General features: G+C 46.7%; 17 protein-coding genes. All 17 read right to left on the bottom strand.

Going from position 1 to position 22,285, the window contains the following annotated elements; genetic code table 11:
- Nucleotides 1-25: 25 nt before the first annotated feature.
- Nucleotides 26-1,597 carry a Na+/H+ antiporter NhaC family protein gene (locus LG211_RS03395; RefSeq protein WP_148396668.1) on the bottom strand — a complete coding sequence of 524 codons (1,572 nt, stop codon included), beginning with the start codon at nt 1,595-1,597 and terminating at the stop codon, nt 26-28.
- 175 nt (nt 1,598-1,772) lie between these two features.
- Nucleotides 1,773-3,062 carry a M28 family peptidase gene (locus tag LG211_RS03390; protein WP_253019369.1) on the bottom strand — a complete coding sequence of 430 codons (1,290 nt, stop codon included), beginning with the start codon at nt 3,060-3,062 and terminating at the stop codon, nt 1,773-1,775.
- 42 nt (nt 3,063-3,104) lie between these two features.
- The gene (locus LG211_RS03385; protein ID WP_227754878.1) at nt 3,105-4,526 is read right to left on the bottom strand and encodes an MFS transporter; all 1,422 of its coding nucleotides are present in this window, start codon (nt 4,524-4,526) and stop codon (nt 3,105-3,107) included.
- A gap of 211 nt (nt 4,527-4,737) precedes the next feature.
- On the bottom strand, nt 4,738-5,493 hold the full coding sequence (locus LG211_RS03380; RefSeq protein WP_148396671.1) for a helix-turn-helix domain-containing protein: 756 nt from the start codon (nt 5,491-5,493) through the stop codon (nt 4,738-4,740).
- 231 nt (nt 5,494-5,724) lie between these two features.
- Nucleotides 5,725-7,344 (bottom strand): amidohydrolase, encoded by a 1,620-nt coding sequence (locus tag LG211_RS03375; RefSeq protein ID WP_148396672.1) that lies wholly within the window; start codon nt 7,342-7,344, stop codon nt 5,725-5,727.
- A 42-nt stretch (nt 7,345-7,386) separates the two neighbouring features.
- Nucleotides 7,387-8,796, bottom strand: coding sequence for an MFS transporter (locus LG211_RS03370; protein ID WP_148396673.1), 1,410 nt, complete (start codon nt 8,794-8,796; stop codon nt 7,387-7,389).
- Between the two features lie 288 nt (nt 8,797-9,084).
- Complete coding sequence (locus LG211_RS03365; RefSeq protein WP_269476995.1) at nt 9,085-10,110, bottom strand: carbon-nitrogen hydrolase family protein; 1,026 nt, start codon at nt 10,108-10,110, stop codon at nt 9,085-9,087.
- Nucleotides 10,111-10,226: 116 nt separating this feature from the next.
- The gene (locus LG211_RS03360) at nt 10,227-10,682 is read right to left on the bottom strand and encodes a hypothetical protein (protein WP_269476994.1); all 456 of its coding nucleotides are present in this window, start codon (nt 10,680-10,682) and stop codon (nt 10,227-10,229) included.
- A gap of 203 nt (nt 10,683-10,885) precedes the next feature.
- Nucleotides 10,886-11,806, bottom strand: a complete 921-nt coding sequence (gene speB, locus LG211_RS03355; protein WP_148396676.1) for an agmatinase — start codon at nt 11,804-11,806, stop codon at nt 10,886-10,888.
- A 29-nt stretch (nt 11,807-11,835) separates the two neighbouring features.
- A complete protein-coding gene (locus LG211_RS03350; protein ID WP_227754875.1) occupies nt 11,836-13,356 on the bottom strand; it encodes a BCCT family transporter in 1,521 nt (506 codons plus the stop codon).
- A gap of 257 nt (nt 13,357-13,613) precedes the next feature.
- On the bottom strand, nt 13,614-14,987 hold the full coding sequence (locus tag LG211_RS03345) for a sigma-54 interaction domain-containing protein (protein WP_227754874.1): 1,374 nt from the start codon (nt 14,985-14,987) through the stop codon (nt 13,614-13,616).
- Between the two features lie 183 nt (nt 14,988-15,170).
- Nucleotides 15,171-16,094: an agmatinase gene (gene speB / locus LG211_RS03340; protein WP_148396679.1), complete on the bottom strand. Its 924-nt coding sequence runs from the start codon at nt 16,092-16,094 to the stop codon at nt 15,171-15,173.
- A gap of 260 nt (nt 16,095-16,354) precedes the next feature.
- Nucleotides 16,355-16,837 carry a CBS domain-containing protein gene (locus LG211_RS03335; protein ID WP_148396680.1) on the bottom strand — a complete coding sequence of 161 codons (483 nt, stop codon included), beginning with the start codon at nt 16,835-16,837 and terminating at the stop codon, nt 16,355-16,357.
- Nucleotides 16,838-16,858: 21 nt separating this feature from the next.
- Nucleotides 16,859-18,286 carry an MDR family MFS transporter gene (locus LG211_RS03330; protein ID WP_227754873.1) on the bottom strand — a complete coding sequence of 476 codons (1,428 nt, stop codon included), beginning with the start codon at nt 18,284-18,286 and terminating at the stop codon, nt 16,859-16,861.
- A gap of 15 nt (nt 18,287-18,301) precedes the next feature.
- On the bottom strand, nt 18,302-18,757 hold the full coding sequence (locus LG211_RS03325) for a MarR family winged helix-turn-helix transcriptional regulator (protein WP_227754872.1): 456 nt from the start codon (nt 18,755-18,757) through the stop codon (nt 18,302-18,304).
- A 106-nt stretch (nt 18,758-18,863) separates the two neighbouring features.
- The gene (locus LG211_RS03320) at nt 18,864-20,321 is read right to left on the bottom strand and encodes a 4Fe-4S dicluster domain-containing protein (protein ID WP_148396682.1); all 1,458 of its coding nucleotides are present in this window, start codon (nt 20,319-20,321) and stop codon (nt 18,864-18,866) included.
- A gap of 19 nt (nt 20,322-20,340) precedes the next feature.
- Entirely contained in the window at nt 20,341-22,257 is a 1,917-nt protein-coding gene (locus LG211_RS03315; RefSeq protein WP_148396683.1) for a leucine-rich repeat protein, read from the bottom strand.
- Between the last annotated feature and the right edge of the window lie 28 nt (nt 22,258-22,285).

Genomic DNA, 22,285 nt, shown 5'->3' with positions numbered 1-22,285 from the left:
GGCGTTTTTTATCGTCTATATGAAATTAGTCAATCTGATACCGTTTCTTACCAAAGATTTTCGGCAGAATATTAAGAACTATGAACAGCAGTACAAGGGATACGCCCAGAGTAATGATCGTGCTCAGTCCGAAACCAAGCTTTCCGGTAATTCCTGCCACAATGTACCCGATAAAGCAGCATCCTGCTACCGTCACCGCGTACGGCACCTGCGTGCCCACGTGCTTCAAGTGGTTGCACTGAGCTCCTGTGGACGCCAAAATCGTGGTATCGGAAATCGGTGAAGTATGATCTCCGAATACGGAACCAGCCAGTGTGGCTGACAAAGTTGTAATCAACAGCTCCGGAGCAGCCGCTTCGCAGATGGCGATAATAATCGGGATCAAAATACCGAAGGTTCCCCAAGCGGTTCCCGTCGAGAACGCCAGCAGGCAGGCTACTACAAAGATCAGGGCCGGCAGAATCTGAACCGGTACTCCCGAAACTTCTACCAAATGGGCCACGTACGGTCCTGTTCCCAAAAGATCACGGCACACGCCGCTGATCGCCCAGGCCAAAGTCAAAATGATGCAAGCCGGTACCATGGATTTTACTCCAGGTCCGATACAATCGAAGAAATCTCTGAAAGAAAGCACTTTTCTGCACATGAAGTAGATAAAGCTGAAGAGCAGAGCGCCGAAGGCTCCCAGTGACAGCGCCGGACCCGCGTCGGTATTTCCGAAGGCGTCGAACAGCGTTGAGCCCTCCTCAGACCAGTATCCGCCCACATAGAGCATGGACAAGATGCAGAGAACGATCAAAACCAAAATGGGAACTACCAGATCGTAGATTCTTCCTTTATTATTGGTCTTCTGTCTCAGGAACTCCTCTTCCATATCTTCAATTTCTTCTTTTCCTTCCTGAATGCCCTTTTCTGCCAGCAGTTCTGCTTTTAGCATAGGGCCGTAATCCGCGTTCTTTTTAATGGCTATGTAGAACACCATCACAATCGTCAGGATCGCGTACAGGTTCATGGGAATCGAACGGAGAAAAGCAGTCATACCGCTCATGTCCGCTGATTCGGGATAATAGGACATTACCGATGCCGCCCATGACGAAATCGGCGCAATGATACAAATCGGCGCTGCCGTAGCATCGATCAAATATGCCAGCTTTTCTCTGGAAATATTGAATCGATCTGTAACCGGCCGCATAACCGTACCAACCGTAAGGCAGTTAAAATAGTCGTCAATAAAGATCAGAATACCCAGACCGCTTGTTGCCACCGAGGCACTGCGCCTGCTTTTCAGTCTTTCTACGGCCCAGTCGCCGTAAGCTTTCGAACCTCCTGCTTTATTGATGAGCGCAACTAGAATTCCTAAAAAACATAAGAATAAAATCATGCTCGTATTTCCGGCCAGCTTGTCCGCCATCAGAGTGGATGTGGTATCAAAGATGCCTACAACCCCATCTCCATGGGCAAACGAATAAATCACAGTCCCAGAAAGGATTCCCAATACCAGAGAGAATACAACTTCCTTTGTGATCAGGGCAAGTGCGATTGCCACTACCGGGGGCAGTATAGAAAGAATTCCTACACTTACTGCTTCCCATTCCATAATGTAAAACCTCCTCTAAAATAAATTAATTCATACGTACTTATTATTGTATCAATATACATATGGAGTTGTAAAGAAGTTTCTTCCATCATATGCGGGATTTCTGTCGTTTTTTATATTTTATTCTATTTTTTTGTCTCGCAGGCTTGATCACGCCGCCCCAAGAGCTATCTTTTTAGCATTTGTCAAAAAGTCCCCACCCGTACATGTCGGCTGTGGCGCGCATCGCTTCATCCATCTGCGCAGGATAACCCTGGCTGATAGTTTTCGTCCAGGCCGCCCAATCGATCACTGCTTTGGAAAAACGGATCGGCATTATGAACCCTTCTTCCGAAATCAAATCCATATTATCGTAAACCGTATGGTTGCCGCCATAGGCACCGGCCGTCAACGTTAAATGAGGAATCTGCTTTGCTGCAAAGCTCAGGGTGTCCACCACCATAGGCCCCATATTCACCGGCCAATCCAGCTCCAGGGAAGCGGTTATGTCATTGAGCTGCTTCTCAATTTCATCGCTGCCGCCGGTCCACATGCTATAGTTGCTGAGGGCATTTCCCACAACATCGTAGTTGAGGACAAACCTGGTTTTTTCAAAGACCTCTTTGTGATTGAGCAGATAGTATTTGCTTCCGTGCAGCCCGCACTCATGGCCGGACCATGCCATAAAGCGAATCGTCCGCTCCGGCTTCTTTCCTTTTAAAGCCTGATGATGATAGTAGGCCGCCAGCTCCATGATCATTCCCACGCCAGCCACATCATCGGTAGCCCCCACGCTGCCCATGGCCGAATCCAGGTGGGCGCAGACAAAGATCGTTTCGTCCTCTTTGCCGCATCCAGGTATCACGCCTGCCGTATTCCTGGTTTTGCCCATGGTCACTTCAAACTGGGCCTCATAAAAAATTTCCTCCGCGCCGCTATTCACCAGCTCCAGAGCCGTATCGTAATGCACGACGGCAGTAGGAATAGTGAAGTCTTCTTCCATCGTTTCGTAATTGGCGTATACATAGGGGACATCTTTATGTCCGTCCCCGGTGGTATAGATGACCGCCGCAGCACCGAACTGGGCCAGCCTTTTATACATCCAGATATCCGGGTAGACCATGTAGACATCCCGGCAGATAAGTACTGCCTTTCCTTTTACATCCTTTTCTTTCAAATTGGCGATACTTCCGTTCTCCGCATAAACCAAGGGAAGGGTCAGGCCGCCGGCAGGCGTTTCCTTTGAAAATAGAGCAGCAGTATGGTTCAGTTCTTTCCAGGTACCGCCGAAATTAGCCTTTAAGCTGGAATGTTTAATACTGCAGACGGGAACCTCAAAATCGTGCGTTTCAACCTCGATCCCCTTCTGCTTGTAGAAATCAACAATATAATCGCTGGCCTTCATCAGCGCATCGGTTCCCGCAATTCGCTTACCGCATTCTTCCGCAAAAAATCTCGTATGTTCGTATGCTTCTTTATACATCATATCCTCCTGTTTGTTATGCCTGCAAAGCTCTACAGGGCTTTTCTAAAATAAATCTTTAAACTGGCTCATATCGACTGCTTCTCCCTGCTCTCTGGCGTCAATAGCCTCCAGAACATCGTCATGGCGTTTCTTTGAGAGCGGGTATAAGAGTATGATCAATACGGTAATCAGGAAAATCCCTCCGCATCCAAAGCCGTATACATATTTCATCGACTGGAGCGTCTCCGCCGTCTGTTCAGCGGCCGCTACATACCCGATGGCTGTAAGGGTCGATCCAACGGCGGCAATGGCAACGGCACCGGCTACCTTCTGGAGAAAGGCGATAAACCCGAATATGATGCCGTCGGTTCTCTTCTGGGTTACCAACTGGTGAACATCCACACAGTCGGGAATCATGCTCCAAGGGACCTGATAAACTGAGGCCAATCCCAGCGCCATTAAAATTACCAATACATAGATGAGTCCCACTTGTCCCGGATGAATGATCAGCCCGATAAACACAATCATAGAGAGTGCTTCTACGCCGACAGCGATAATCCAGGCCGCTTTTTTGGAAAATTTCTTGCATAAAAAGTCGACGCCAAAGGCCGCTATGCAGGAAATGATTCCCACTACCATGGTTACACTGGCAATTTGCGCTTCCGTCATTTGTACATAATAGCTGTAGTAATAAACTTGCAGCGAAAGGTTGATCGTATTTCCAAATACCGCAAGGGCAAATATAGCCATGACGATTCTCACTGACTTGTTTTTTAACAATTCCTTAATATCCTTAAATCCGATCTTATTGTTACTGTCCTCGCTGTATCGTTCATAGCCTTTGGTTGCTTTCCAGAGAATCAGGATACAGGCCAGAGCGATGACCATATAGACGGCCAGCGTGCAGCTCCACCCAAAACTGGAGTTTTCAAAGAACTTGCCGAAGTATGTAGCGAGCATCAGCGTAGGGCTGACGATAATCACAACCACCATGCAGAAAAAATTCTTATATGTGGCCAGGCTGGAACGTTCATCATAATCCAGCGTCATTTCCGAGCCCAGGGCCGAGCTTGCGATGTCCAAAACCGTCTGCGCCGTATAGTATAAGAGAATTACAATGACAAAATAGAGCTTGGATATTGTTTCGCTGAAGCCGAAATTGGTGAATAGCAGTATGCTGATCAATACAAAGGGTACCGCCACTCCGATAATCAGCGGTCTTCTCCTTCCTTTCTTGCACTTCAAGTTATCGGAAACACTTCCGATAATAGGATCGGTAATCGCATCCCAAATTGTGCCCAGAGATATGATCGCACCGGCAAAAGCCGCTGACATGCCGACCACATCGGTAAAAAAATATAAGCCGTATAAGCTGAATATGGTCCAGGTGATAAAGCTTGAATAACCCGATAATCCATATGCCAGTTTCACTTTCAATGGCAATTTGCTATTCTGCTGCCTTTGTAAAACTAACTTTTGTTCCATAATTTCCTCCTTGCGCTGTGGGTTCACGGGGATGTCCAGTTTCGAAACGGCACGCTCCATCCCTTAAAAAAGAAAGGCCTTTGTACATAAAAAAAGATATACCTCTTATCGATATAAAGTATATCTTTTTTCGCCCGTCTTTCCTATTGTCCTCAGGTTCGAAAAAGAATCTGAAAATTAGAACTAGTTGTGTATACCTACCACTCCAGTTCTATCGGGAATGAAACAGTTTGATCAGGCCCATACGGTTCTTGACTCCGTATTTGCTGAATATATTGTAAACATGCTTTTTAGTCGTGGAAACGGTAATACAGAGCTTGTCCGCAATTTCCTCGTTGGAATACCCTTCGATGATGAGCGCGGCGATTTCCCTCTCCCGCTGAGTCAGCGATTCTTCCTCAAGCCCCTGGTAAGAAATGCGGTGATTTCGGTTGGCCGAGAGACATTGATCGACGATCTTGGTGATATGCGCCTTGAACAAATCGAGGACAAACACTTCTTTGCTGGTAAAATCGCCCCATTCTTCGCTGCGGAAGAGGCTGATGACGCCGATCAGATCGCCGTCCTTGATGAGAATAATACCGCACCCATAGGGAATCCCCTGAGGTTCGAGAAAATCCCGGTAGAACTCCGTCTTTTTACGAACATCATCGCCGAGAATATCCGAATCCACATATACCACCGATTGGGTGTAATTGAATAAGTTTTTCAAATAATTCTTTTCCGGTTCAATATTGGCGAAAAAAACCGGAATCATAGTTTCATCGGTATCGATGAAAATCGCTTCCTTACGAAGAATTTCTCTGGTCTTAGGATCGATCACACGAAAGTTGCTCTGATTATATGGAATCAGCGTCCGAATCAGAGTCAGAAAGGTTCGCTCCAGCTCTTTAATATCTTCCATATAATACAGTTTCAGCAAAATATCGCTGATAATCTGAAGTTCGTTATCTTTTAATGTGGACATAACATTCCCCCTTAGTAATATTTTCCTTAACGCGTCTTATGCAGCAAAACGGCGGGCCAAGCCCGCCGCTCCTTCACGATTCGTTTTCCGGGCGAAAGGCCTTTTGCACAGCGGCCACAATCAAAACCGCGTGCCGGCCTTTCCGAAAACGCTTTGCCCCCGCAATGTGAAAAAAGGAATGGTCGTTGCCAAAAGCACATCTCTAAAGAAAGGGGGCGCTAACTATTATTCTTATTTCTGGTAAACAACCTGACCGTCAAATACTGTAAGCTCCACCTCAGAGTCAATGATCTCAGACGGGTCAGCAGTAAACAAATTCCGATCCAGTACAATTAAATCTGCCAGCTTCCCTTCCGCCAGGGTTCCGTAGTCGTCCTCACAGCCTTCTACATACGCAGAACCCCAGGTATAGGCCTTCAGGGCCTCAGCCATGGTAATTCTCTGCTCAGGGAACCATCCGCCTTCCGGTTTTCCGGAAAAGGTCTGACGGGTCACAGCTCCGTAAACCTCATGCATCGGCTCGATTTCCACCACTGGGAAGTCGGAACTCAGCCCGATCACAGTACCGGCATCCAGCAGTTCACGCATTGGCCAGGCATGTTTACACCGTTCATGTCCAATAGCTTTCTCCTTATCGTCTCCTTCCAGATCAAACAGCATGTGCAGCGGCTGCATGCCGCAGGCAATGCCCAGCTCTGCAAAACGACTCAGATCATCGGGATGAACATTTTCAATATGTTCCTGCACGTGGCGCAGTCCCTGGTCGCCGTATTTTTCTTTCGCCTCTTCAAAGTAATCCAAAACAACCCGGATTGCTTTATCACCGATGGTATGGATACGAACCGCTCTTCCGTCTGCGATGGCTTTCATCATCTGCTCATGGAAAACATCCAGCTCGATGGACGTGGTGCCGCAGGTTTCAGGGTTATTGGTGTACGGTTCCAGCAAGTAGGCGGTGTATACGGAAGTAACGCCGTCAATGAGCTGTTTTAAGCCTCTGAGCCTGATCTTACCGTCATGGTGTTTGGCATATAAGGCATCATAACGCTCTTTGTCATATTCCGCCAGGTTGGGATATAAACATACACGGGCTGTCAGCGATCCTTCTTCTTCCAGCTTTTCATAAAACTGTACCGGATCCCTGGGCACCCCGAAAGGCGACAACAGGCTTGTCGCCGTAATTCCCAGCTTGCTTAATTTCTGAAAGAATTTCCGATAGGCGTTCATGTAAACCTCATCATCCGCATTATAGAATGCTTCTGTAAAGGCAAAGCCTGCGCCGTCGAAAAACCGGCCGTTCAAAACGCCCTTTTCATCCTTTTCCAAAACCCCGTCATCGGGATCCGGTGTATCATTGGTATAACCAACTTTCTTAATGGCACAGGTATTGGCGATAATCGTATGCATATCGGCAAGCTGCAGCGCTACCGGCCGGTCGGAAATCACCTGATCCAGATCATAGCGGGTGGGTAATGTTTGATCTTCCCAAGCCAGATTGTTCATCATATAGCCCACGATCCACTCATTTTCAGGATGGGCGTCGGCAAAAGTTTTTGTCATCTGCAATGCCTCTTCTTTGCTTTTGGCAGAAAGAACATTGAAGCAAAAGTCCTCATCTTCTAAAAAAGCACCTGACGACATATGAGTATGACAATCATTAAAGCCGGGCATGATCAATTTGTCGTTGTATTCTAAAATTTTTGTATCAGGGCCTGCATAAGAACCAATGTCACCGCCTTCCATCACCGCTTTTATTTTATGATCTTCGATGATGACTGCGCCTGAAAAAGGCTCCCGGCCTGTGCCGTCAAAGATGGCATTGCCCTTGATGATCATTGAGGGATAGCTCATATAGTACCTCCTTTTCCCTCCAGCGGAAATCCTTCTCCTGCATTATTTCAGCAGCTCTTCGAAGTCCTCCGTTGAATATTCTTTTCCTTCATGTCTGGCATCGATGGCACCTCTGAGCGCATTGAAGTTCTTGGAGTTGACAGGGTATTTCACCATGACCAAAGCGCCGATAATCATCAGAATTCCCGGCAGCAGCAATGCTCCGGAGGCGATGCCCGACAGTGTTTGCGGCGTCTGTTCCAGACTTGCGGCGTCATATTTGCTGAACTCGAGAATCCAGCCTACCGCTGCCATGGCGATACCGCCGATAAACTTGCCGATAAAGTAGAACAGAGAAACAATTACGCCGTCTCTTCCTCCGCCAGATTTAAATTCATCGATGTCGCATACATCGTATACCATGGAATAAATCTGTACAAAATATGCCGAAATTGCAAGAGCAAACAAGAAGAACAGCACATACACGCCTACTGTGCCCACAGGCAGGAATTTGCCTGCGCATAAGGCGATGCCGCAAATCATGGTCGCTCCGATTACAATATTTTTCTTCTCTATGCGGATTTTGCCGTATATGGCTGACACGCCCATAACCATGAAGCAATAAACGAGCATAACCGTCGCCGACTGACCTTCAGTCATGCCTACATTGTACGATAAGTAATAGATGTACATACTGGTAAAGAGCAGCACTCCGCCATAGGCGCAAATGGTATAGATCAGGATATGTCTATAAGGCTTGATCTTAATCACTTCCAGGCAGGTTTTGAAATAGCCCGGCTGCTTCACATTCGCATCTTCGGCCGGACGTACATACGGTTTTTCTCTGCCCTTGGAAGTTCCTACAACAATCCAGTAAGCAGCAAGCGTAAGAATACCAAAGATCAGGCCTAATTTTGACCAGGCTGCGGTATCTCCCACACCTCCGTCTTTCGAAAGCATAGCTACAACCGTCAGTGTTCCTGAACTTGCCAGAATCATTCCCGCATAGTTGATAATGTTAGAAATACCTCTGATGGATGTTCTCTCATCGTAATCATCGGTGATTTCCGATCCGAACGATACATAAGGAATATCCGTAAAGGATAATGCCAGCCAGAAAATCATAGCCGCTATGGTAAAATAGACCGGTTTTGCCCCATCAGGAACGATGGACCAGTCCGTGTACATCAGAAAAGTTACAATACCCAACGGAATGGCAGCCTTAAAGATAAAGGGTCTCCTTCTTCCCTTTGGATTGGTGCTGTTGTCCGTTCTGGTACCTGCGATTAAATCTGTGAAAGCCCCCCAAAAGGTTGCAATCATAGCCACGGTCCCGGCGACGCCGGCGTTGATCCCTACTGCGTTTGTCAGGAAGAAAAGAAAATAGATATAAAACGTATTCATGGCAAGACATTCGCCGATCATACCCATTCCATATCCAGTCTTAGCTCCTAATGATAGCTTGTTGTTCACGGTTTCATCCTCCTTTCCGCAAACGAAAAAATATAAACATAAGTTCTAAGAATTAATTAATAAACATGCAAGGATTATACCAATCAAAAATGGCTATTTTTCAATGTTTTTGGAATTATAAAACGCCGAGGCTATTCCTCTATGAATAGCCTCGGCGCATGATTTTCTTGACACCGTTTTATTTGAACGTTTTGCGCGTATTTTCAAAATATTCTTACACAAATACCGTATTTGCAAACGAATATTATCGGCAAAAATTTCTAAATATACTGAAATAAGGATGGTTCTTTAATCGCTCATTTTCACCAAATAGTCCTCTTCCGTATCCTTATACACAAGTTTTACCAAATCCGGGCGGGAATAATGTCCCAGCACATCGAAGGAATGTTTGGCCAGCCGGATCAGATCGGAATCCAACTCTGCCACAATCAACTCTTCCCGGTCATAGACCGGCTCTACCAGATAGCAGCCGAACGGATCCACGATGGAACTGCCCCCATAAGCCCAATCCCAATTGGTTCGGTCTTTGTAGGGAAAGTCTCCGGGCACCTCCTCTTCCGGCATATAGGCGCACGCGCTGAGAACGAACCCCTGGCTCTCGAAAGCATGGCAGCGGATCGCCGGTTCGATATCGCTGGTATTGTAATTCTGCGGGTTCTTCCGCTCGGAATCAACCACTGTCATCGAATCGTCGGGCATGCCGGAAAACGTTCCCGGCCAGCAGGCCACATGAATTTCTTCTCCCTGGCACGCCAGGAGCGCCCGCATCATAATCATATGGTTTTCCCAGCAGACCAGGCCTCCCACTCTGCCGATGTCCAAGTTCTTGATCTTTAAATTTTCACCGCCCTGGCCCATGCCGTGGAAGCACCTTTCTGTATTGGTCGGCACTACTTTTCTATGTCTTCCAGCCAATTCACCTGTTCTGCTGAAATAAAGCATGGAATTATACAGGGTTCTCGAGCCGATTCGATCATCCAGCTCCGTACAGCCCATGACAATATTGACATTGGCTTTCAAGGCCGCTTGTGCCAGCCGGTCCGTATCCTCTGATCCTACCAGCACCGCATTATTCTGAAAATCCAAATTGACCTTGGCGAAATCCTCCATCGCATCGTTGGGTCCCTCCTGCCAATATGGGAACGCTGGTATAAAGGACTCCGGAAATACCACGATATCCGCCTTCTGTTCCCCTGCCATACCAATGTAGTCGATGGCCTTTTCAATGGTCTTATCTTTGTCCATAAAAACAGGCGCAATCTGCGCGATAGCAGCTTTTACACGTTGTCTGCCGTTAAAAATCTTTCCGCTCATGTTCTCCTCCTCTTTCTGTCATTAAGATCTCATCCAGATCTATTTCTTGTTGGTACATATATTTTAATGCAAATTATATGCCAATAAGATCAGAAAGAAGGAGCAGTGTTATCTTTCTACCACTCTTTCAGCTGGTCGAAAAATGTCTTTCCGTCTCCTTCGATGGGCATATCGATCAGCTGGCCCCATGGGATACCGGCTTCCTTCATCCGCTCCAGCAGGACTTTGCTCATGATGGCGACGCTGTCAGCCACGCTGCAGGAAGGGCTGGTATCGATACCGATGATCCCCGCCACTTCTATGCCATGGCTGTGATACTCCTTCAGATTGCTAATAACAGGAGCAAGAAGCTCCCCGCAATATTGTTCGTACTCCCCGGCCTTGGGATCTTCCGGAGTAATGGATTCCCGCTCTAAAGCTTGATAACAGAGCTCCGGGCATGGCAGCTGCATCATGCTGATCTTTTTATCGGTCAAGAGATTGATAACATCTTTGCGAAATGTGTCCGAAGCTTCCGGAAGTTCACAGAAACTGTTGAGCACGCAGTGGGAAATAAGGGCAAGTTTTTTCATTTTACGACCTCCTATAAATCATTCAGCTCCGGCAGTCACTGGCTGCCAATGGTTGGAATAGTATAGCTTGCGAGCCGTGTCGAGCAAGTTTCAGTATTTTTTACCCTGCGGCAACGCCGTACAGATGGTAAAAATATTATATCACACAAAACGGGAAAAAGCCTCAGAATCCGTCTCCAAGGCTTTTTTCTCAATTGCAGAATTTATTTCATGCTTTCATACATCAGGTACATGATATCCTGTGTGATGGCTGCTCCTGCGATGGCAGTAATGTTGCTTGGATCCTTGTCCGGCAGCACTTCTACCATGTCGGCCGCTACTACGTTGATTCCTTTCAGTCCCTGCAGCACTTTTCTCACCTGATCCGATGTAGGACCTCCGATAACCGGTGTGCCTGTTCCCGGAGCCGCGGCTGGATCCAGTGCGTCGATGTCAAAGGTCAGATATACTGGCATATCGCCTACGATCTCTTTGATCTTCTTAGCCAGCGCTTCCGGTCCCATGTCGATGGCATCCATGGCGTGGAATACATTGTATCCGCATTCAGTCATTTCCGTACGGATATACACTTGCGCGGAGTGAGCCGGATCGATGCATCCTTCTTCCTGCAGGTCATAAGCAAAGTTGGCATGGGAAAGATTTCTGGTACCGTTTTCATTTTCTTCACTTCTGGTGCTGTCCTGATGGGAGTCAAAGTGGATCAGAGCCAGCTTGCCGTACTTTTCGCTTGCGGCGCGTACCGGTCCGTACGGAATCGTATGGTCGCCGCCGATAGTCATCAATCTGCATCCGGCGTCCAAAATTTTCTTCGCGTGCTTATAGGAATCCGCAACCATAAATTCTGTCGCCTTTGCGCCTACCCAATAGCCCACGTCGCCGTAATCGATTACCCTTGCCACATCAGAGAGCTTGTAATCCCACGGATATTTGAAACAGCAGGCGATCAGACTCTGTTCTCTTACCGCTCTCGGCGCGAAACGTGCTCCCGGTCTGAAAGTCACGCCGCTGTCAAAGGGTACCCCCATAACAACAATATCCGCATTTTCAACGTCCTGTGAAACCGGAGCATGGTTCCAGCTGGGAATCCCTGCATAATGTAAATGTTCTTGTACTTCGTATTTCATGTTAAAATCTCCTCTCTTTTTTATAAAACTTAATTATTATCTTCTTTAAACCATCTGAACAGCCCTATGAGCATGCCGATGATGATGAACAGGAACGGTACCGAAAGCACGATACAAACGGTCTTGATCGCGGTGAAGGGCGCTCCGGCAAACATGATGGAAAGGGGTACCAGAGCCAGAACCACGCACCATACCAATCTGAATTTGGAATTGGGATTTCCCTTGGCATCCAGCTTTTTGGTAGCGGAAGCGGCCAGAGTGAACGAAGCCGAATCCATAGAAGTGGCCAGGAATCCCAAAGTAACCAGGGTAAAGATGATGGGGATGATCATGCTGCCTCCCGGCAGTGTTCCCAGCAGATCGAATAATCCAGCCTGAACATCCTCTGCCTTGGATAGGGCGAACTGTCCGGTCAGCTCTGCGTTCATTCCAAAGCTGCCGTTGATGCCGAACATGATCCAGGTTCCCACGCTGATTCCGCCCAGGCAGGTGAGAATCATTTCTCGGATGGTTCTTCCCTTGGAAATCTTGGTGATGAAAATTCCCATCAGCGCCGCATAGTTGAGGGCCAGCGTGAACAGGAAAATCGTATTGAGTTCCGGGAACCCGGAATTGCGGATTGGGTCGGTAAAGAGGCTCATATCCACATAGTTGCTGAACATCTTACCCACGCTATAAGTAAAGTTCTTGTAAATGAACTGGGTGGGACCAGTGATGAAGATAAAGGCGATCAAGAAGATCGCAGCATACATGGTCCAGTCGCTGAGTTTCTTCATTCCTTTTTCGATGCCGACCACCGATGTAATGGAGAACACAACGGCAACCAGCACCAGTACGATGACATTGGTCGTAAAGGTCACTTCAACGCCGAAAATTTTTCCAATTCCCGCACTGATCAGCGGCACCCCTACTCCCAAGGAGACACCCATGCCTCCTACGATACTGAGAATGGTCAGAGCATCGATTAGTTTTCCGAGGGGCTTTTTGTATTTGAAATTACCCATCATTCTTTCGCAAACAGCGCTGATTCTCAGCACTGGCACTTTTTTGACATGGTATCCGTACGCCAGAGATACCGCAGTAAGTACAAAGATTACCTGTACGCTGAACCCCCAGTGGAAAAATGCATACGGCAGCGAAATTTCAGCGGCTTCCTGAGAGTAAGGCTCAATGCCGAAGGCCGGATCCGCATAATAAAAGGACCATTCAACAAAGGAATAATAGACGGCCGTAGCAGCCAGGGCTGCGCACATCATCATAGCAATATAGCTGAACATGGAGAACTCCGGCTCTCCTTCACCCAGCTTCACATTGCCGTGCTTGCTCAAAGCAAGATACAGACAAAGAAATAATCCGATAAAAACAAACCATAAAATTGGAACGCCCATGACAGCAGTTACAGCATTAAATACTGTATTAACTGCATTTAACGTGGCATCCGGTTTCAAGCACATGAAGCATACAAAAATAGCAACCAGTATAATGCAGACAATGGAAATCGGCTTATCGATTATCGCTTTTTGTTTAATTGCGTTATTTGGCTTTTCCATGAAACATCCTCCTAACAAATAAGTAGTAACTTATGTAGCATGCATGCGATTTGTCCATATAAATCGCAAGACTCGTGCCAAACAAAATCCGCCATTTTTCAACGTTTGCCGGCAAAAACCAAAAAACCGATTATTCATAAATGAATAATCGGCCCTATCCGGCCTATTTGAACCCTTCAAGCGCAATTGGTCTTTTCACTGTATTCTGTTTTGAATAATTTATTCATAATTGAATACTCTTATTCAAATTTGTATAATTATTTTTTTATTTTCACATATTTTTCTATCTTCCGAAAGGCTGTGGATTGGCTGATATTCAAGGCATTTCCCACACCAACGGTTGTTCTGTATTTTTCGTAGGCTTCGCGTATAATGGTTCCTTCAAATTCTTCGACTGCCTGGTCCAGGTCGTGGACCGGGCCGGACGCCTGTTTCTTTTCTTTTCTCACCTCATCGGGCAGAGCCTTCTTTTCAATGATATCTTTCTCGCTGGTCATCGAAACCCGCTCCACCACGTTGGCCAGCTCCCGCACATTGCCGGGCCAGCTGTAATTCATCATCGCCTCCATTGCCTGGGGATGGAAGGATTTTTGAAGACCATAATGTGCATTGCTCTTTTCAAGAAAATGTTCGGCCAGCGGGATAATATCCTCCCGCCTCTCACAGAGGGGCGGAATATCAATATTAATTACATTAAGACGATAATAGAGATCTTTGCGGAATAGTCCCTGATCTGAGAACTCATCCAAATTGCGGTTGGATGCGGTAATCAGGCGAAAATCGACTTTTACCGCTTTTGTTCCGCCTACCCGCGTTATGATCTTATCCTGTATGGTCTTTAAAAGTTTAGCCTGCAGGCTCAGAGGCATTTCGGAAATTTCATCCAGGAGCAGCGTTCCTCCATTGGCCAGTTCGATCAGACCAACCTTGCCGCTGGTGCTGGCTCCTGTAAAAGAGCCTTTTTCGTATCCAAACAGCTCTGATTCCAATAAATTCTCAGGAATCGCGGCGCAGTTAATCTCAATAAAAGGACCATCCCTGCGATTGCTGTTTTTATGTACAATTTTTGCCAGCATCGTCTTGCCTACGCCCGACGGACCCAGGAGAAGAATGTTGGCGTCAAAATCAGCCACCCGTTTGATGGTTTCCAAAATCTTGATCATTTGAGGGGACTGACCCACAACTCCTTCTCCGACGGCCACATCCTTTCGCAGGTGATTGATTTCTGCGGTATACTTTTCAATTTCGTTTTCCAGCTTGGAGTATTGTTTTTGAAGCTGGAGAAGTTCTGTAATATCTCTGGAAAAGCTGACAATGAATTCGATGCTTCCGTCCTCAGCAAAGACCGGCGTAGCGGTGACAACCAGATCCCGTTTGGTTTTTGTTGCCTGTTTCATCGTTACTTTCTGCCCTGACCGAATGACCTGGGCAACGATGGACGGCTTGAAGTAGCCTTCTTGTTCCAGCTGATAGACTGTCTTTCCGATGGCGTAATCCGCCGAAATTTTGTACATCTTTTGGAAGGTGGGGCTGACTTTCAAAACCACTCCCTCTCCGTCTGTAATCATCAAGTCTTCGTGAATCACATCCAAAATTTCATTGAAATGATTGGCCAAATTTGTTTCTTTCATAAGCGTTGAACTCCATTCCAGGTTTCTTGATTTCATAGGTATAGTCTACCATGTATGAAGCGATTTAGAAAGAAAATCTCTCATACTCCCAATAAGGATTGCCGCTAAAACACAGAAAAAGCCCTGAGTCGTCAAACTCAAGGCTCTTATTTATATATCGATCAGCCTGCCGCAGCAAAATTCCTATTTTTTCATACTTTCATACATCAGATACATAATGTCCTGCGTAATGGCTGCTCCGGCAATAGCCGTAATATTGCTCGGATCTTTATCCGGCAGCACTTCCACCATGTCGGCCGCTACCACATTGATACCTTTCAAACCCTGCAGTACTTTTCTTACCTGATCGGATGTGGGTCCTCCGATTACCGGCGTACCAGTGCCCGGTGCCGCAGCTGGATCCAGCGCATCGATATCAAAGGTCAGGTAAACCGGCATATCACCTACAATCTCTTTCAGTCTGGCTGCCAGCTGCTGCGGTGTCATATCGAGGGCATCCATGGAATGGATCACATTGTAACCGCATTCGGTCATTTCCGTACGGATATAAACCTGAGCCGAATGGGCCGGATCAATGCAGCCTTCTTCCTGCAGGTCATAGGCAAAATTAGCATGGGAAAGATTTCTTGTGCCGTCCCCTTTTGTTTCGCTCTTGGTGCTGTCTTGATGAGAGTCAAAATGAAGCAGCGCCAGCTTTCCGTATTTTTCACTGGCAGCACGAACCGGTCCATATGGAATCGTATGGTCACCGCCGATGGTCATCAGCCTGCACCCTGCTTCCAAGATTTTCTTTGCATGTTTATAGGTATCTTCCACCATGAATTCTGTTGCTTTTGCGCCTACCCAGTAACCGACATCGCCGTAATCCACCACCTTGGCAGCATCGCACAGCTTGTAGTCCCAGGGATATTTGAAGCAGCATGCAATCAAGCTCTGCTCCCGGATCGCCCTCGGCGCAAAACGTGCGCCCGGCCGAAAGGTTACGCCGCTGTCAAAGGGCACTCCCATAACAACGATGTCCGCATCATCGACCTCCTGTGTTACCGGGCAATGATTCCAGGTTGCAATTCCCGCATAATGTAAATGTTCTTGCACTTCGTATTTCATCTTGAAATCCCCTCTCTTTTTTTCAAAATCTTCTTTACGATCCTTTCTATGTCTGCTCACATTGAAAGAGTTAATTCTCATTTTACTTTAATGCAAATCCTATGCCAATTCAAAATCCACTATTTTCAACATGTTACAGGAATATAGCCAGGCCGGCTATTCATTTACAAATAACCGGCCTGCTGGATTTATATTGTATGTAGGAAGTTGTACATTGTGCGTGTATTCAGAAATAATCGTCTATTCGACTATGAATAATTTTATTCCTGCAATGGGAGTTCAAACAGAATTTTAAAGATATAGCGTATGATTGTTGAACGCCGCGCGATACCCAAAACGGTTCCATCTTTATCCACAATAGGAATTTTTTTAAATTTCTTTTTAGAGAGGATCTCCGCCACTTCTTCTATACTTTTGTCCGGAGATACACAATAAACTTTCCTCGTTGCCAGCTCCATCACATTGCGTTGTTTGAACTCAGCAACCTTCTGTTCAAAACTTTCATCATCATACAGGACCATAACTGAATCAGCGCCGCCGAAAATAGACCGAGTCTTTTGCTTTGCCACACTTCGCATGATATCCCCGTCGCTGATAAAACCCACAACTCGTTTATCATCATCAACGATTGTCAGACCGCCGATTTCTTTATCCACCAGTATTTTTACTACATCTTCCAGGGTCTGGCTGTAATGACAGGTATACACATCCTTATTCATAATGCTTCCGATGGGTTTATTCATTTTGTTGCCTCCTCTTTGAACTTATGCCTCTGCCTTGACAGGGGCATTTTTAACTTTTAAGATTGCCGCGGCCAGTGCCACTGCCGCTACGCACGCGCAAACGCCATAAGCTACCCGAATCCCGTTGGAAGTATCCATAAGGGCGGATCCGGAATGGCTGGCACCGGCTACCATGGTCATGATGGTGACGATCAGTGCCGTACTGATCGAGCCTCCAACCTGACGGCCCGTGTTACTAATGGCATTTCCATGGGCGATGAATTGGTTCTGCAGGGAATTGATACCCCAAGTATTAATTGGCATATTGGCCAAGGTCAGACCAAAAGATTGAATCATATAGATACAGATCAAATATAGCTTGGAGGTATCAGGACCAATCAGAGTCAAAGCAGCCAGTGCCCCTGTTAGGGCCGTAAGGCCTATGATGGAAATGGTCCGCGGTCCGAACCGGTCGAACAGCAGCCCGCTGATTGGACTCATAAAAATTGAAACCACCGCCCCCGGTGTCATTAAAATACCGGTAACCAGCGCCGAGCAGCCCAGTACATTCTGCAGATAGATCGGCAGAATAATACTGCCTACTGCAAGTGCCGAATTGATTACGGTAACTATAAAAGCAGAACATGCAAAAACCGGAGTTTTTAGAACATCAAGCTGCAGAAGGGGTTCATGCAGGTAAAACTGCCGTCTGATAAACCAGATCAGCGCCAATGCGCCTACCACCGCAGGAACAATGACCAGCAGATTGGCCCAGCCCAGGTTACTGGCGTTGGAAAAGCCGTATAAAAGGCCGCCGAAAGCCAGCGTTGACAAGAGAACGGACAGTAAATCCAAATGGGGCTTTTTCAATTCTCCCACGTTGCGCAGAAAAACCCCACTCAGTATGGTAACCAAAACGGAAAGCGGCAGAATAGCCGCAAACATCATCCGCCATCCGAAGGAATCGATGACCCAGCCGGCAGCTACAGGCCCGATGGCCGGGGCGCAGCTCATGACGATTCCTGCCATGCCCATTGCTGTACCTCTTTTTTCTCTTGGAAATACCAGCATGGGCACATAAGCCACCAGTGGCAGCTGAATTCCGGCGCCCATGGCCTGCAGAACTCTCGCCGCCGTTAGAACTGCAAACGACGGGGCTGCCGCGCACACTAAAGTACCGACCATAAAAATACACATAGAACCGATAAATAGCTTTCTTGTAGAAAAACGGTCAATTAAAAAGCCTGTAACTGGAACCATAATCCCATTTACAAGCATATAGATGGTTGTTACCCATTGGGCTGTACCCGCAGTGATCTGAAAATCTTCCATCAACTTGGGCAGCGCTGGTGACAGAACTGTTTGGTTCAGGATGGCAATAAAAGCGCCTGCTACAACAATTCCGATCACCAGAATGTCTCTTCTGGTAACCGCGGAATGTCCCGCCATAGATTGACTTTTGTCTTTCAAAATAACATCTCCTTTTTAGCCTTTTTCGTCTGTGAGGTTGTCGGCAACCTGAGAGAGCAGTCTCTTTAAAAGCTGCCGTTCTTCCTCGTTCATTCCTGCTGTCATTTTGTTTTCGATGCTGTCCAATACGCTGAAAAATACTGGTATCAGATTTTGGCCTTTGGGAGTTACAGACAGATGCTTGGCACGGCTATCTTTCAGGCTTTTTTCCCGGGTAATAAGCCCGTTTTCCTCTGCTCTGGCAAGAATATGCGTTACTGTAGAGCTTCTCAGGTTGAGATAGTGCTCCACATCTTTTTGCGTCACCTCATGTTCCGGGCCGAATTGTTTCTCCTGCTCCAGTACATATAGCACAACCAGAGACTGCACGTAAGTCACGCCATGTTTATCCATTTCTTTATTGAGCAGCACCTTCTGCTGATTGGCAATTCTCTTATACAAATCGCTGTAATAAAAATTTGATTCTCCCATTTTGCCTGGTTCCTTTCTCCACATCCTTTGGTACGGACTGCAAACAAAATAGTTAGCGCACTAATTACTAGTGTGCTAACTATTCTACGCTCTTTCACTCAATCTGTCAATCCATCTGATTGATCTTTGTAAATTCTTTGCTATAATCATCGATTGCGGTTTTGATTGCTTCATGGGAAGCGCTCTTGCCGTATTCGTCCACTTCTTTTTTATTAGCCTCTCCATGGGTCAAACATCCGGCACCGCCAATACAGCCTCCGCTGCAGATCATGCCTTCGATAAAGTTGCTTGACAGCACGCCTTTTTTTGCTCTCATTAAGGCCGGTTTACACTTATCGATGCCCTCGCAGACGATGGGATCAAATGCAAAGTCTTCCCTGCCAAGCTCTTTGACAGCCTCGGCCACCGCATCGGTAACACCGCCTGTTCTGGCAAATATTCTTCCGTAATAGGAGGCTTCATCCAGCGCAGTTTCCGGCAAATCCTCTACGATGATATCTCTGCTGTCAATCACAGCCTGAAGTTCCTCAAAGGTCATAACGTAGTCAATATAGTCTCTCACATGTTCCTGTTTGATCTCTGCTTTTTTAGCCGTGCATGGTCCGATAAAAACGATCTTCGCGTTCTCATCATGCTCTTTAATAAATTTGCCCAGCTGGGCCATAGGCGATAAATTATGAGAAATATGATCCTTTAACTCCGGAAATTTTGTCTTTATATATTTTACAAAGGCCGGGCAGCAGGAGCTAGTGAGAAATCCCCGTTCCATCAATTCCTGAGCCTCGTTATAAGCAACCATGTCCGCACCTAATGCGGCCTCCTCCACACTGTAGAATCCCAGTTCCTGAATAGCCGTAATGACTTGTTCCAGTTTGGCATATGTAAATTGGCTGGCGATCGCCGGCGCTACCATGGCATAAACTTTATATTTGGTATTGTTCTCGCTTCTGATGATCGTATTGATCACATCTACGATACTAGAAACGTCCACTGTGGCACCGAAGGGACACTGATAAACGCAAGCGCCGCAGGCAACGCATTTTTCTTCATCAATCTGCGCCTCCCCGCCTTCGGCCATGCTGATCGCATCCAGCTTGCAGGCCCGCTCGCAGGGTCTCTTAAAATCGGCAATGGCGCTGTAAGGACAAACTTTTGCGCATTTGCCGCATTCCACACACTTGCTCTTATCAATATGGGCAATTTGCTCCTCGTCAAAGGTAATTGCTCCCAATTTGCAGGCATCGGCGCATCTGTGGGCAATGCAGCCCCGGCAGAGATCCGTTACTGTGTGGCCGGCTTCCGGACATTCATCGCAGGCGATGTCGATTACCTGTATCACATTTTTATCCTTTTTATTGCCTCCCAGCGCCAGTCGAATGCGCTCGGCTACTACGGCCCGATCCTTATAAATGCAGCATCGCATCGGCGGCTGGTCTTTTTTCACAATTTCGTTTGCGATTTCATTAAATACCGCAAAGGAATCGTTGCCAAGCCAAGTCTGATAGGCCACCTCCATCAGTACTTTGTACTTTAGTTCCTGTACATTTGTGTCAAAAATTCTCATGCTTTTTCACCTTTTTCTGCTATTTGTAAGTTCCTTTTTTTGAAGTCCTTTTTACTTGGCAAACATTACTGTACGACGAAGTATAGCTCTTTTTGCCAATTTTATCATAGGCTTTTACTTTATAGTAATAACGTTTCTTTTTTAGTTTATGATCGGTAAAGGAAGTCTTGTTTCCTTTTATAGTCTTAATCTTTTTATATTTCCCGTTTTGCTTTTCCGCTCGATAAACAAAGTAACCGTCGGCGCCGCTTACTTTCTTCCAGCTTAGCTTAGCTTTCTTTCCGCGAAGCCCCTTTGTTTTCAACAACGGCCGTTTCGGTACCGCCTTCGCCTTAACCGGTTTACTCCATTTGGATTCAACCGCGGGTTTAATTCGATAATAATAGGTCTGGCCCGCCTTTACCTTCTTATCGGTCCATTGGGCATTTTTATAGCCGTTAAGATATTGTCCCACATATGTGTATTTCCCATTGGTACTGCTGGAACGGTATACATAAAAATGATTCTGCGCTATATCCGATGTCCATGCAAGCTTGACTGCCTTGGCACCTTGCGTATCAATTTGGATTTGTTTTGGCGCATATTTGCTGCGTTCAGCTTCTGCCGCCGTATATTCCCAAGGCGGGATTTGATTGCCGGTGAAATCTTTCACATCAACCGTTACCCCTTTACTGTCATCTCCTTCGATACGTCGCGTGCCGCTGTCCCGATAGGGCCTGACTTGGTAGTTGTAGATTGTGCCCAGTGCGATGCTCAGATCATTGTAACTTGTCCGTACCGTTTCTCCCACCTTTTCATAAGCGCCGTTTTTTTCTTTTCGGTAGACCGCATATCCTTTGGCATCCGTCTGTTTATCCCATTTCAAGTTGACCGTACCATTCCTATCCTGATATCCAGTCAAAGAGTTGACCGTCCAGACGGTCCCCAGATTGACAAACTTCCAGGTAATCATCTCCGCCGGTGTCCATCGATAGCCGTACACGGTAAAAACATTGTAATCCATGCCGCTGAAAGCACTCTCGTCAACCTCCCTTAGGGACTGAGGAAGCGTTATGATCCGCAGCTTATCACAAAACCCAAACGCATTATAGGCGATGGACTTAACGCCTTCGTGAACCGTCACTTCGGTGAGATTTTTACATCCATAGAAAGAAAACTGATCGATCGCTTCGATTCCCTCCGGTATATTCATTTTCATCAAGCTTTCGCATCCTTGAAAGACCATTTCATCCCATTGTTCCATCTGCTGGGGAAGCACGATCTTTTCCAAATCACGGCAACCGGAAAAAGCGATACGTCCCAGTTTCTTTGTGGAATCAGGAAGAATAACTTCTTTTAAGGATTTGCAGAACTGAAACGCACCTTCGCCCACTGATTGAACTTCATTTTCAATCACCACTTCCGCCAGCAGATCGCAGTCGGAAAAACACATAGGCGGTATTTCTTTCAAATTGCTGGGCAGGACTACTTTTTTCAGGTTTTTGCATTTGTAAAAGGCGCCTCGCCCAATATCAGAAACGCTTTCCGGAAGCGTTTCTGTCTCCATGGCGCAACCCCAAAAGGCATGGTTACCAATGGTTTCTAGGTTCTGCGGCCAGTTAATCGTTTTTAAATTGGCGCATCTGATAAAAGCCGCGGATTCGATCGCTGTGATAGAGTCAGGAAGCTCGACCTGCTCAAGGGCAGCGCAATCTGAAAAAGCTCTTTCTCCAATGGAAGTTACCGCGCTCCCCTCGACCTCCGCCGGAACTACCGCCTTCGTCACCCCTTTATCGCAATCGACAATGGCGCCGCTGTCCCGGTCAAAATAGATACTTCCTCCTTCAACCGGTATTAGCGTTTTCTCAGCCGCGTCGGCGGAACTGGTCCCCAGAGCGAAGAACATCAGAATCGAAAAAAGAAAAACTCCTATAAAGCTCACATTTAATCGTTTCATTGTAACACCTCAATACACACAAAGCCCA

Source organism: Hominibacterium faecale, from assembly GCF_020734085.1.
Taxonomy (GTDB): domain Bacteria; phylum Bacillota; class Clostridia; order Peptostreptococcales; family Anaerovoracaceae; genus Hominibacterium; species Hominibacterium faecale.
Note: the sequence above shows the minus strand (reverse complement) of the source record. Positions and strands in the feature narration are given on the sequence as shown.